The organism is Winogradskyella sp. (assembly GCF_013213835.1).
Taxonomy (GTDB): Bacteria; Bacteroidota; Bacteroidia; order Flavobacteriales; family Flavobacteriaceae; genus Winogradskyella.
In genome coordinates, this window is sequence record NZ_JABSSU010000008.1 from 15603 (window position 1) to 28247 (window position 12645).

General features: G+C 32.5%; 12 protein-coding genes. 8 read left to right on the forward strand and 4 right to left on the reverse strand.

Going from position 1 to position 12645, the window contains the following annotated elements; translation table 11 throughout:
- Positions 1–10 precede the first annotated feature (10 nt).
- The 6 genes from HRU50_RS12615 (at position 11) to clpX (ending at position 5722) form a co-directional block, all read left to right on the forward strand.
- A complete protein-coding gene (locus tag HRU50_RS12615) occupies positions 11–724 on the forward strand; it encodes a pyridoxine 5'-phosphate synthase (protein WP_296351454.1) in 714 nt (237 codons plus the stop codon).
- A 65-nt stretch (positions 725–789) separates the two neighbouring features.
- Positions 790–1551 carry an alpha/beta fold hydrolase gene (locus HRU50_RS12620; RefSeq protein ID WP_296351455.1) on the forward strand — a complete coding sequence of 254 codons (762 nt, stop codon included), beginning with the start codon at positions 790–792 and terminating at the stop codon, positions 1549–1551.
- Positions 1552–1846: 295 nt separating this feature from the next.
- Positions 1847–2194, forward strand: coding sequence for a phage holin family protein (locus tag HRU50_RS12625; protein ID WP_296351456.1), 348 nt, complete (start codon positions 1847–1849; stop codon positions 2192–2194).
- Positions 2195–2274: 80 nt separating this feature from the next.
- Positions 2275–3597, forward strand: coding sequence for a trigger factor (gene tig, locus HRU50_RS12630; RefSeq protein WP_296351457.1), 1323 nt, complete (start codon positions 2275–2277; stop codon positions 3595–3597).
- 170 nt (positions 3598–3767) lie between these two features.
- The gene (clpP, locus tag HRU50_RS12635) at positions 3768–4442 is read left to right on the forward strand and encodes an ATP-dependent Clp endopeptidase proteolytic subunit ClpP (protein ID WP_296351458.1); all 675 of its coding nucleotides are present in this window, start codon (positions 3768–3770) and stop codon (positions 4440–4442) included.
- 47 nt (positions 4443–4489) lie between these two features.
- Complete coding sequence (gene clpX / locus HRU50_RS12640; RefSeq protein WP_296351459.1) at positions 4490–5722, forward strand: ATP-dependent Clp protease ATP-binding subunit ClpX; 1233 nt, start codon at positions 4490–4492, stop codon at positions 5720–5722.
- Between the two features lie 255 nt (positions 5723–5977).
- Here the strand turns inward: clpX and HRU50_RS12645 are convergent, their stop codons facing one another.
- On the reverse strand, positions 5978–7495 hold the full coding sequence (locus HRU50_RS12645; protein WP_296351460.1) for a GH3 auxin-responsive promoter family protein: 1518 nt from the start codon (positions 7493–7495) through the stop codon (positions 5978–5980).
- Between the two features lie 116 nt (positions 7496–7611).
- Here HRU50_RS12645 and HRU50_RS12650 point away from each other — a divergent pair, with 116 nt between their 5' ends.
- Positions 7612–8403, forward strand: a complete 792-nt coding sequence (locus HRU50_RS12650) for a DUF2797 domain-containing protein (RefSeq protein WP_296351461.1) — start codon at positions 7612–7614, stop codon at positions 8401–8403.
- 62 nt (positions 8404–8465) lie between these two features.
- Positions 8466–8696, forward strand: coding sequence for a hypothetical protein (locus tag HRU50_RS12655; RefSeq protein ID WP_296351462.1), 231 nt, complete (start codon positions 8466–8468; stop codon positions 8694–8696).
- Between the two features lie 97 nt (positions 8697–8793).
- Here HRU50_RS12655 and rpsU read toward each other — a convergent pair whose 3' ends face one another.
- From rpsU to HRU50_RS12670, 3 genes are all read right to left on the reverse strand, one after another.
- Positions 8794–8988 carry a 30S ribosomal protein S21 gene (gene rpsU / locus HRU50_RS12660; RefSeq protein WP_073083018.1) on the reverse strand — a complete coding sequence of 65 codons (195 nt, stop codon included), beginning with the start codon at positions 8986–8988 and terminating at the stop codon, positions 8794–8796.
- 124 nt (positions 8989–9112) lie between these two features.
- Positions 9113–11746, reverse strand: a complete 2634-nt coding sequence (locus HRU50_RS12665; RefSeq protein WP_296351463.1) for an AsmA-like C-terminal region-containing protein — start codon at positions 11744–11746, stop codon at positions 9113–9115.
- A gap of 159 nt (positions 11747–11905) precedes the next feature.
- Complete coding sequence (locus tag HRU50_RS12670) at positions 11906–12610, reverse strand: queuosine precursor transporter (RefSeq protein ID WP_296351464.1); 705 nt, start codon at positions 12608–12610, stop codon at positions 11906–11908.
- Between the last annotated feature and the right edge of the window lie 35 nt (positions 12611–12645).

A 12645-nucleotide genomic window follows, 5' to 3' on the forward strand; every position in this document is an offset into this window, starting at 1 on the left:
ATGATAAGGTATGACGAAATTAAGTGTTAATATAAACAAGATTGCTACGCTAAGAAATAGTAGAGGCGGCGACGTGCCTAATGTGGTTCAGTTTGCAAAAGATGTTCAAACTTTTGGTGCTGAAGGTGTCACAATTCATCCAAGACCAGACGAAAGACATATACGTTACCAAGATGCTTACGACTTAAAGCCTGAAGTGTATACAGAATACAATATTGAAGGAAATCCCATTCCTAAATTTGTTGATATGGTACTTCAAATTAAGCCAACTCAGGTCACGTTAGTACCAGACGCAGAAGATGCTATTACAAGCAATGCAGGTTGGGATACTGTAAAGCACAAAGATTTTTTAGTGGATGTTATTAAAGAATTTAAAAATAATGGCATCAGAACATCAATTTTTGTTGATCCAGAATTACATCAAATTGAAGGCGCTAAAGAAATTGGAACTGATAGAATAGAATTATATACAGAAGCATTTGCGCATCAATATGGCTTAGGAAATGAAAGTGCAATAAAACCATATGCCGATTGTGCTGATTTGGCAAATACACTCGGTTTAGGTGTAAATGCAGGGCATGATTTATCACTTGATAATATTGCCTTTTTTAAACAGAATATTTCAGGTTTATTAGAAGTTTCAATAGGACATGCATTAATTTCTGAAAGTTTATACATGGGAATTGAAAATGTGATTGCTAAGTATTTACAAAAGTTGAAATAAAAAGAAGTTTTAATGTCACACTGAGCGCAGGCGAAGTGTTTTGACGATGTCAATGACTCAAAGAAATGATACTACATTCAAACATAATAGGAGAAGGAAAACATTTTGTAATCTTACATGGGTTTTTAGGAATGGGAGACAATTGGAAAACATTGGCGAGACAGTTTTCAGAATTAGATTATCAAGTGCATTTGGTAGACCAACGCAATCATGGTCGCAGTTTTCATTCTGATGATTTTGATTATGATGTAATGGCTAAAGACTTGAAAGACTATTGTGATGAAAACTTGTTAACTGATATTGTGCTTCTAGGTCATTCTATGGGTGGAAAAACAGCTATGTTATTTGCTTCAGAATACCCTGAATACGTTAATAAACTTATTGTTGCGGATATTTCACCAAGATATTATCCTGTGCATCACGATACTATTTTGAATGGTCTTTCTAGTCTTGATTTTTCAGTAATAAACACTCGTAGAGAAGCAGATGTTGCTTTAAGTGATTATGTTAAAGAAGTTGGGACACGCATGTTTTTGCTTAAGAATCTATATTGGGTTGAAAAAGGACAACTTGGGTTAAGAATAAATCTGCCAGTTCTCAAAGAAAATGTTTCAGAAGTTGGTGAAGCTTTACCAATTTATGCTACTTTTAATAAGGATACATTGTTTCTAAGAGGTGATAGGTCAGAATATATTGGTGAAGCTGATAGTGCAATTATTAGTCGTCATTTCTCTAATTCTAAGATAGAAACCATCTCAAAAGCTGGGCATTGGTTGCATGCAGAAAATCCAGTAGAGTTTTACAATGCTGTTGTTGAATTTATTTGATATTGAGAAGAGGTTTTAATCACAGGGCTTATTTAGTTGTATTTGTTTCAGTGTTTTTGCTTTATTTATTGCTAACGTTTCTTTATGAGTCAATAAAGAAAAGTGGAAAAGATTATGGTAGTTTTGTCAATTCAGCTGTCTTATCAATTGCGAATATCTTTCAATATCCTTCACAATTTTTATTTGGCACAAAACATGATTTCTACTTATTAGGTGTTATGTTCAATATCATGGTATATTCATTTGTTTTATATTATGCGTGTATATGTATTTTTAAATTAATTAAATCAAATTCATGAATCTAATCATTAAATTATTAGTAAACGCTATAGCCGTTTTTATTCTTGCAGAATTTTTAAGTGGTGTAAGGGTCGATGGATATGTTGGAGCAATAATTGTTGCGGCAGTATTATCTATTCTTAATGTCCTGGTAAAGCCAGTTTTAGTGGTTTTAACCTTGCCTGTTACAATTGTAACACTTGGTCTATTTCTGTTTGTTGTAAATGCATTAATCATTTTACTAGTAGACAAATTATTAAGTAGTTTTAGTGTAGATGGCATATGGACAGCAATTATTTTTAGTGTGCTTCTTAGTTTCTTACAATCTATCCTACATTCGTTTATAAAAACCGAGAAAAAGTAGCTAAAAATCAAAGTTTTAAAACAGTTGTTGGGTTGTAAAAAATGTTGTATTTTTGCAGCCCAATTTTAGTTACTAGAATAATGAACATTACAAGAGAAAACATTGACGCATTAAATGCGGTTGTAAAAGTGGATATCGCTAAAGAAGACTACAGCGATAAAGTAGAGAAAATCTTATCAGATTATCGTAAGTCTGCTAACATTCCAGGATTTAGAAAAGGACATGTGCCAATGGGAATGGTGAAAAAACAATACGGAAAAGCTGTATTGGTTGATGAGGTAAACAAATTACTTCAAGATGCATTAGGTAAGTACTTAGTAGAAGAAAAATTAGATGTTTTAGGTAATCCATTACCAAAACCACAAGATGATTTAGATTGGAATGCAGATTCTTTTTCTTTTGAGTTTGAATTAGGTTTAGCACCAGAATTCGATGTAAAGTTAAAAGGTAAAAAAGCGATCACACATTATAACATCATAGCTGATGAGAAGATGATTGAGAACCAAGTAAATCATATTCAAAAACAATATGGTAAAATCGTTTCTCAAACAGAAGTAACTAAAGATTCTGAAGTAACAGGTAAGTTTGTTAGTGAAGAAAATGGAATAGATGTGGTTGCTACTGTACCAGTAGAGCGATTAAAAGGAAAAACAAATCCTAAGAAATTTATTGGTGCTAAAGTAGGTGATGTTATTTCTCTTAAGACTAAAAATCTTTTCACTGAAAATATAGATTTAGTCACATATTTAAAAGTGTCTCAAGAAGAAGCTAAAGATTTAGCTATTGATGTCACTTTTGAAGTTTCTGAAATCAATGAGCGCGAATTGGCTGATTTAGACCAAGAGTTATTTGATAAGTTATTTGGTCCTAAAGCAGTAACATCTGTTACCGAGTTAAAGACTAAGATTAAAGAAGACTCAGAAAAGCAATTTGCTCAGCAAAGCGATCAAAAGCTTTTAAATGATGTAACTGAATATTTAGTTGACAGTACAAAATTTGAATTGCCAGCAGAGTTTCTTCAAAAGTGGATGCAAACAGCAGGTGAAGAGCCAATGACTGAAGAGCAAGCTAAAGAAGAATATGAGAAGTCCGAAAAAAGCATGCGTTATCAATTAATAGAAGGAAAGCTTATTAATGATAATGACTTACAAGTAAAATTTGAAGATCTTAAAGCTTATGCTATGGAGATGATAAAAGGGCAAATGGCTCAGTTTGGTCAATTAGATCCATCAGAAAAAGAGTTGGAAGATATCGCAGCTAGAATCTTATCTAATCAAGATGAGGTAAAAAGACTTAACGAACAATTGATGAGTCAAAACCTTTTAAACTTATACAAATCTGAAGTAAACCTTAAAGTAAAAGAGGTTTCTTACGATGATTTTGTAAAAGAAGTATATAGCTAATATTAAAAAAAACAAGGCAATGCCTTGAAGATTTTAATTGTCATTCCTCAATAAGGAAGCTAAAATAAATTCTTATCTTTAAGGCGTAGAACTTGTAGGTTCTACGCTTTTTTTATGGTCAAATAAAGAAAGATAGAATTTCATTAATTAAAAGTATAAATAGATAGTAAATGAACTACGGAAAAGAATTCGAAAAGTTTGCAACAAAAGATCAAGGAATCAGTAGTATGCATTATGATAAAATTATCACAAGTATGTATCCTACTAACTTGACACCAAATATTATTGAAGAGCGTCAGATGAATGCTGTAGCTATGGATGTGTTTTCGCGCCTTATGATGGATCGTATCATCTTTTTAGGAACAGGTGTTAACGATCAGGTAGCTAATATCATTCAAGCACAATTATTATTTTTACAAAGTGTTGATGCTTCAAAGGATATTCAAATTTATATCAATTCGCCAGGTGGATCAGTTTATGCTGGTTTAGGTATCTATGATACAATGCAATTTGTTAAGCCAGATGTAGCTACTATTTGTACAGGTATTGCTGCATCTATGGCGGCCGTGTTATTATGTGCTGGTGAAAAGGGTAAGCGTTCTGCACTAAAACATTCTAGAGTAATGATTCATCAACCAATGAGTGGTACGCAAGGTCAAGTATCTGATATGGAAATAGCAGTGCGTGAAACATTAAAAGTTAAAGAAGAATTATATAATATTATCTCATCACATTCAGGGAAATCTTATGAGCAAGTAGAGAAAGACTCAGATAGAGATTACTGGATGCGTTCTGAAGAAGCATTAGCTTACGGTATGATTGATGAGGTTTTAGAACGTAAATAAGAAACGTTTCCTGAAGGCTTTTGTCTTCAAATTAAGTGTAAGAGATTATGGCTAAAGAAGAATTAGAATGTTCGTTTTGTGGTAGGAAAAAGTCGGAAACGAATTTACTTATCGCAGGACTAGATGCGCACATTTGTGATAGATGTATAGAACAGGCTTATAGTATTGTTGTTGAAGAATCTAAACAAAACAACAATTCAGATTTAAGTAATGAGCTCATGCTCAGAAAACCAAAAGAGATTAAGGCTTTTTTAGATGAGTATATCATTGGTCAGGAATACACAAAGCGCGTCATGTCTGTGGCTGTGTATAACCATTACAAGAGGTTATTGCAATCGCCTACTGATGACGATATTGAAATACAAAAAAGTAACGTCATTATGGTTGGTCAAACAGGTACTGGAAAAACCTTAATGGCGAAAACTGTAGCAAGAATGCTTAATGTTCCTTTAGCAATAGTTGATGCTACAGTTCTTACAGAAGCAGGTTATGTTGGTGAAGATGTAGAAAGTATTTTAACACGATTATTGCAAGCGGCGGATTATAATTTAGAAAAAGCACAAAGAGGTATTGTATTTATTGATGAAATAGATAAAATTGCTCGTAAAAGTGATAACCCATCTATAACAAGAGATGTGTCTGGTGAAGGTGTACAGCAAGCTTTGCTAAAGCTTTTAGAAGGTACAGTGGTTAATGTTCCGCCAAAAGGAGGGAGAAAGCATCCAGATCAAAAGTTTATAGAGGTAAATACAGAGCATATTCTATTTATTGCTGGTGGAGCGTTTGATGGCATAGAACGAATGATTACTAAGCGTCTAAATATGCAGGCAATTGGTTATAGTTCAATCAATTCAGGGAACTCAGTAGATAATGATAATATCCTCCAGTATATCATACCAAAAGACCTCAAAGATTTTGGATTAATACCAGAGATTATTGGTCGTTTACCTGTGTTAACTCATATGGATCCTTTAGATGCTAAGACACTAAGAGCCATTTTAACTGAACCTAAGAATGCCATCATAAAGCAGTATAAGAAGTTATTCGCTATGGATGAAGTAGAACTATCCATAACCGATGGTGCCCTAGAGTATATCGTAGATAAGGCTATAGAGTATAAGCTTGGTGCTAGAGGTTTACGTTCCTTATGTGAAGAAATACTTACGGAAGCTATGTTTAATCTTCCAGGTTCTGGCGAGACTAAACTAAATGTTACTAAGGCTTATGCTGAGGGAAGATTAACTAAATCAACGCTAAAGAAGCTAAAGGCAGTATCATAAATTATTGTTGATACTTTTACAAATAACAAAACCCCAGTATCTGTAAAGATAATGGGGTTTCATATTTTTTAGATTAGTTAATTAATATTGCGGACAATATATTTTTAGTTGTAAAATCGTAATGATTGAGTAATCAAATATAGACTTATCATTCAGTTTTAGAAGGAATCTTCTTATATTTTAGTTGAAATTGAGATAATCTCGCTGAAAGGATTTTGGAACAAAAAAATGCGGACGAATTACATATTTGAATAATTACTTTTGATTTAGTGATAGTAATTCTTCAACATAATCTCTAGAATTTGATAATCGCGGTACTTTGTGCTGTCCACCAAGCTTATTGTTTTCTTTTAGCCAATCATAAAACAAGTTTGTGCGTGCACAATGAATTTTAGGTTTGTTAAGTGTCATATTATTATAACGTTTGGCTTCGTAATCAGAGTTAAGAGACTTTAGTGCATTATCAAATAATTCCTCAAAATAAGACATGTCTTGTGGGGTTTTTTTAAATTCGATAATCCATTCGTGAGCACCTTTCTCTTTCCCATTCATAAATATAGGTGCAGCAGTATAATCTACAATTTCAGAATTTGTTCGTTTGCAAACCTTTTTTAGGGCATCTTCAGCGTTTTCAATAATGAGTTCTTCGCCAAAGGCATTAATATGATGTTTGGTTCTACCAGATACTTTTATTCGATGCGGATTAAGGCTTACAAATCGAATCGTATCACCGATTTTATAACGCCATAAACCAGCATTGGTAGTAATTACTACAGCATAGTTGGTGTTTAACTTAACATCACTCAAAGGAATCACTTTTTGTTCTGATGTTCCGTAACTGTCCATTGGAATAAACTCATAAAAAATACCATAGTCTAACATGAGTAATAAGTCACCTGAATAATTTTGGTCTTGTATGGCAAAAAATCCTTCAGAAGCATTATATATTTCATAATATTTAAATGCTTTGGTAGGAAGGATTGAGCGATACTGTTCTATATATGGGTTAAAACTAACGCCGCCATGAAAGTAAACTTCAAGATTTGGCCATATGTCAAAGAGGTTATTTTTTTTCGTGTGTTCAAGTATATTGTTTAGTAAAACAAGCATCCAAGATGGTACGCCCGCCAAGCTTGTAACATTTTCATTAATGGTTTCTTCAACGATGGCTTGCATCTTTGATTCCCATTCGCTCATTAACGACACTTTACTGCTTGGAGTACTACTGAATTCAGCCCAAAATGGCATATTGTCTATTAATATTGCACTAAGATCGCCAAATACTGTTCCGTTCTCTTTATAAAGTTCTTTACTTCCGCCAAGTCTTAAACTTTTACCAGTAAATAACTGTGAACCTTCATTGTTATTTAGGTACATGCAAAGCAAGTCTTTACTTGCAGCATAATGACAATCCTCTAAGGATTCTGTGCTAACAGGGATAAATTTACTTTTTGCATTTGTAGTACCACTAGATTTTGCAAACCACTTTATTGGTCTTGGCCAGAAAATGTTTTGTTCGCCTTGTCTTGAGCGTTCAATTAATGGTTGAACATTTTCATAATTTACGATAGGAACACGTTCGTTAAATTCATTGTAGGTTTTAATGGAAGCAAAGTCATACTTTCTGCCAATTTCTGTGTCTTTTGCAAACTTTAATAAGCTAAATAGTAATTCGTTTTGCACTTCGTTGGGATACTTTAAAAACAATTCAATTTGATGAAAACGTTTTTTTAAAAACCACGAAGCAATAGAATTAACAATTGGAATTGGCATTGATAGTTTATATTAACAGTTGATGCTAAACTTTTTTTATTTCAATTCGTTTTATAAAAAGCTCTTGAAGAACTATTTTAGTAGAGTTAAAAAGCTAAAAATAATAAAATTCTTTTATGATTTACACGGGTGTTCTTACTAAAATGCAAACGGAATTTGTAGAACCAATTCAATACTATTTAGTTTTTGAAAATGATTTTATTCATATGAATCAATTGTTAGGTAAAACGATAGGTATTAAACTAGTAGGGCATAAATGTTTAAGTTGTGGGTTGGATAAACCAATATTTAGACAAGGCTTTTGTAAGTCTTGTTTTTTTGATGAGCCAGTGGCTGGGGATTGGATTATGCGGCCAGAATTGAGTAAAGCACATTTAGGTATAGCAGATAGAGATTTAGATTATGAAAAAAAAGTACAATTGCAACCGCATGTGGTTTATTTAGCAAACTCGAGTAATGTAAAAGTTGGTGTAACTAGAAAAACTCAAGTGCCAACACGTTGGATAGATCAAGGTGCTCACGAAGCAATCGAGATTGTTGAGGTTCCTAATCGTTATTTGGCAGGAATTACTGAAGTGGCCTTAAAAGAGCATGTTGCTGATAAAACCAATTGGCGAAAAATGCTAAAAAATGATATCGAAGATGTTAATTTAATAGATTGGCGAGACAACTTAAAGGCCTTTATACCAGAAGAAGCAAAAGATTATTTTATAAACAATAATTCTGAGACACTCTTAAACTTTCCGGTATACCGATACCCTGAAAAACCTAGAAGTTTGAATATTAAGAAAGATTCAGAGTATTCTGGTGTATTAGTAGGTATTAAAGGTCAATACCTAATTTTTGAAGATAATACAGTGTTTAATGTAAGATCGAATGAGGGTTTGGTCGTTGAGTTAAATGTTTAGAGAATGTAATTAATTGTTAAAACCATTTTTGTTTAACTAATAATTATTAACTTTAAACAAAAATGAAAAAGAACTCACCCTATTTGTATGTTACTATCACCACTTTATTGTTGGTGACAATTACTATTATGAGTGCTATGAATATGCCCTTTAATTGGGTGTTTTATTTGACTGTCATGGGTCAAATTATGGTAGTTGTAATGGTTTACAAGGTTTTAGTAGATGATTATTCTACAGATAAAACCTTTGAGGATTATTATGAAGATAACCCTATAAAGTCCCCTAAAGATTGATATTGAAAAAGAAAAAGCCTTACATTGAATTTTAGGAGCGAAAAAAGAGCAACAGTTGTTGCTCTTTTTTTAATGTTATAGTGAAAGAGTAAAAGGGTTAGATGTTTTCTGCGTCTCTTAATCCTTGAATGTACTCTGCTTTCTGAATTTCTCTTCTACGTTTAACAGAAGGCTTAGTGAAATAACGAGATTCTCTTAAGTTTTGCATAATCTGTACGTTTCTGTGCTTACGCTTATAACGCTTAAGAGCTCTTTCAATGTTTTCTCCTTCTTTTATTTCGATTTTAATCATCGTATAGATATATTAGATTAAGTATAATTCTTTTAAATGGTCGGCAAATATACTCTAACTAATTGAAAATAAAAAATTAATTGTTCAATATTCAGTAATATTATTGGGATGCCTCTTTCAAATATTATTTATCATCCTTTTTTTTCTTCTTTTTGTTACCAAGTAAGCCACCCAAAACATTTTTCACACCTTCTTTAACAGAGTCTTCAGGTCTTTTAGGGTCAACTTGGGAATCATTAGAAGTTGAATCTGATGTCGTTTCTTTTTTGTTGCCCAAAAGTCCACCTAGTAAATCATTGACCTTATCCTTGCCTTGACCTAGGAGTTTTTGTTTTTGGATATCTAAAAGTTGTTTTGTTAAGTTGGAAACACCATTTGTTAAATCTGTTGAAATTTGAGGACTTGCAAACGTTCCACCAATAGTTGTGGTGACAGGTATTGTAATCTTGTCAATGTCAGAATCATCTATCTTTCCTATCAATCGATTTACTTCACTGCCAAGATATTTGGCTGGTACTTGTAAAACAGCATTATAGCTCATGGTGTTAGAAAAGTTGTGAGTGCCAGAAACTTCTATCGGAATATCTTCATAAGTTATCGTAAATGGTTTTACGGAAACTTCACCATCGTCAAAACTTAGTTTGGTTTTAATTTCTTTATCAAGCCTATTAAAATCAATAAAGTCTAATTTATTGTCTAATCCAGATAGTAAAGGACTTTTAGAAACGTTAATATTAGAGGTTAATATTTCGGCCAAAGCATTACCAGAAATAGTGGCTAAATCTGGTGAAAAAGATGCGTCTAATAAACCATTAATATCTATTGTAGAGTTTAATTTTCCTTCTACAACTTTTGCTATTGGTGCAATAGCTTGAAGCATTTTTAAATATTTAAAAGATTCAGAAATATCAAACTCTTGCATGGCAAGTTGCATATCAAACTTTGGTTTGGCTTCTTTTGTAGATACATTACCAGAAATACCTAACTGACCATTAAATATATCTGTGGTCATGTTTTTTAAATTGGCATTTTGGTCTTTAATATGTAATTGACCTTTCACATTTTTTAGATTGAGATTATCGTAAATTACCGTTTTTGCATTTGCGGTAATAGTGCAGTCTAAGAAATCAGGAATTTTAAGTGATTCTTCATCAGAAGTGGTTTTATTAGATTTTTCTGTAGCTGTTTCATCTTCAACCATAAAATCTGCAATAGCAAAAGAATTAGAATTGACGTTAAAATCACCTTGAAGCTTTTTATCGCTAAGTAAAAACCCTAATAAATTAGTTATGGTTCCGGTTGCTGAAAAATCACTTTTGCCGGTTACAGCGTCAAAGTTATTAAGGCTAACATTACCTGAGTTAAATGATAAATCTGCAGTATTAATTTGAATAGGATTTACAATGTCTTCAGAAGAAAATATAAAGTCTGTAATAGATACATTTCCTTTGTTTTTAATACGTTGGTATGCGTTGGTTTCAATGGCATTCATGTCAAATGCTGTGTTCAGTTTTCCTTTTAAAATGCCGCTAAGCTGATTCTCTAATTCTATAGGATATGCTTTGGTAATGTTTGCTAAATTGAGAATGCCATCTAAGTTGGCATTTACTAGCATATTTCCTGTAAGGTCTTTAATATGAGCTTCAGACTTAAAGATGTCTTCGTCTATCTTAAAGTTGAGTTTGTTAATGTCAACAAAGGTATCGTCAACATTTCCTGTGGTGTTTTTTACTGAAGCATCAATCACAATATTATTAACGCTTTTAGGTAAATCTGGATATTTAAAAGAAGCGTTATCAGAACGCATATTAATATCTAAAGTTGGTATAGTTTCATCAGATACAAGTCCTTTTATAATACCAATAACGGTAAAGTTTCCTGTGGTTTTTACATTCTCTATGTCTTTTGTGTAGGCTTCTGGAATTACCGCTAAGAAATCTTTAAAAGAAGATTCAGGGTTTTTAAAAGTTAAATCTATGTTTTGTCCTTCTTCAACCATTTGTACAAAACCATCAAACTCTAAAGGCAATGCATTAATGTATCCTTTATTATCTTTAAAAGTGTATTTGCTTTCCTCTAAATCCATACCGATGAGCGCATCTAGCTTAATGATATTGTTGTTCAGGTAGTTTGTGCTGTCAATAGACATGCTCACTTTTGCTTCGGTATTTGTATCTAGCTCTGATTGTTCGCCAGAAAAGATGCCTTTTCCGCTATGGTTTATTTCGGTAAGGTTAAATAACGTGTGAGAACCTTCATCAATATATGTAAACGCGCTATTGTTAATCTCATAATTTTGAAGGTCGAAACTAAAACCAGAAGATTTTGATTCTGATGCAGAATTAGAGCTTTCGCTTTCCTTTACAATGTCGTAATTAGTGGTTCCGTTTTTATTGGTAATAAGTGTTAAGAGCATTTCGTCTGCTATAATCTCATTAACAATTAATGGTTCTTCTGTGCCTTTAAAAATTTCGACTACTGGCATTTCAAAAGATAAAGATTTGGCGGTTGCTAGTGTTTCATCTTTAAATGGTGCTCTGTTTGTGATTTTTAGGTTTTCGACACTAATCTCTGCTTTAGGAAAGCTACTAATAAGACTTAAGCTAATGTCAGCAAAACTCAAATCAGCATCTAAGTTTTCATCGGCATAATTTTGAACAATTTCATCAATTTTAGATTCTAAAACAAACGGAATGGCCACCAGAATAGCAATAAATATGAGTAATAGTATTCCAACTATTTTGAGAAATTTCTTCATGATGAAAGGTAATATGATAAAGACGTTGTAGTATTTACGAAAATTAGAAAATAAAAGTTGTCTTTAGGTCAGAATTAAGGATTTTAATAGTTTTATAACATTGGTTTTCATCAAATAAGACACAAAAAGTAAACCAAAGTCATTTGGTGTTTAAAAGAATTAGAGCAAATCTATTTCCTCATTTACTTTGAGTTTAAAACGTTTTCTAAATAAGTGTACGCCTAAGTATAAAAATGGTGTGTCTAATGCTGCAATAATGACCTTAAAGATAAATCCAGCAGCTAGTAAGCCTGCAAATCTATTCCATTCTATTTCGCCAAAACTACATAGTAATATGAGTACTGTCGCCGTATCTACTAATTGAGATAAAAAAGTTGAAAAGTTATTTCTCAACCAAAGATGTTTGCCTTTAGTAAGTCGCTTCCAGAAGTGGTAAATCTGTATGTCTACAAACTGGGCTAGTAAATATGCCATCATACTCGCAAATACTGCAATTGCTGTATTGCCAAAAACTTCAGTAAACAAGTCGTCTTGTACAGGTGACCACGAAGTAGCTGGTACTGCATTGGCAACATAAACAATGAGCATTGAGAAGAATGATACAAAAATGCCAACAACAACAATATCGTTTGCTCGCTTTTTACCGTAAATCTCACTAATTAAATCGGTAATTAAAAAGGTGATTGGATAAGGAAGAATGCCAACCGAAATTTCAAAAAGTTTACTGCCAAAAATCTCAACATCTACAGGATACCAGTAAAAAAACTTCTGAAAAATTAAATTAGAAACAACTAAAGATGTAATAAATAAACCACCCAATAATAAGTAAATACGTTGGGCTAATAACTTGTCTTTTAGTGGCATTAAAATTGGTTGATAAATTGTTGTTGTAAAGATAA

Excerpts from the sequence above, each read along its gene's own strand:
- HRU50_RS12670 (WP_296351464.1), bottom strand. The coding sequence starts at position 12,610 with ATGCCACTAAAAGACAAGTTATTAGCCCAACGTATTTACTTATTATTG.
- HRU50_RS12620 (WP_296351455.1), top strand. The coding sequence starts at position 790 with ATGATACTACATTCAAACATAATAGGAGAAGGAAAACATTTTGTAATC.
- HRU50_RS12665 (WP_296351463.1), bottom strand. The coding sequence starts at position 11,746 with ATGAAGAAATTTCTCAAAATAGTTGGAATACTATTACTCATATTTATT.
- tig (WP_296351457.1), top strand. The coding sequence starts at position 2,275 with ATGAACATTACAAGAGAAAACATTGACGCATTAAATGCGGTTGTAAAA.
- HRU50_RS12655 (WP_296351462.1), top strand. The coding sequence starts at position 8,466 with ATGAAAAAGAACTCACCCTATTTGTATGTTACTATCACCACTTTATTG.
- rpsU (WP_073083018.1), bottom strand. The coding sequence starts at position 8,988 with ATGATTAAAATCGAAATAAAAGAAGGAGAAAACATTGAAAGAGCTCTT.
- HRU50_RS12615 (WP_296351454.1), top strand. The coding sequence starts at position 11 with ATGACGAAATTAAGTGTTAATATAAACAAGATTGCTACGCTAAGAAAT.
- HRU50_RS12645 (WP_296351460.1), bottom strand. The coding sequence starts at position 7,495 with ATGCCAATTCCAATTGTTAATTCTATTGCTTCGTGGTTTTTAAAAAAA.
- HRU50_RS12625 (WP_296351456.1), top strand. The coding sequence starts at position 1,847 with ATGAATCTAATCATTAAATTATTAGTAAACGCTATAGCCGTTTTTATT.
- clpX (WP_296351459.1), top strand. The coding sequence starts at position 4,490 with ATGGCTAAAGAAGAATTAGAATGTTCGTTTTGTGGTAGGAAAAAGTCG.
- clpP (WP_296351458.1), top strand. The coding sequence starts at position 3,768 with ATGAACTACGGAAAAGAATTCGAAAAGTTTGCAACAAAAGATCAAGGA.
- HRU50_RS12650 (WP_296351461.1), top strand. The coding sequence starts at position 7,612 with ATGATTTACACGGGTGTTCTTACTAAAATGCAAACGGAATTTGTAGAA.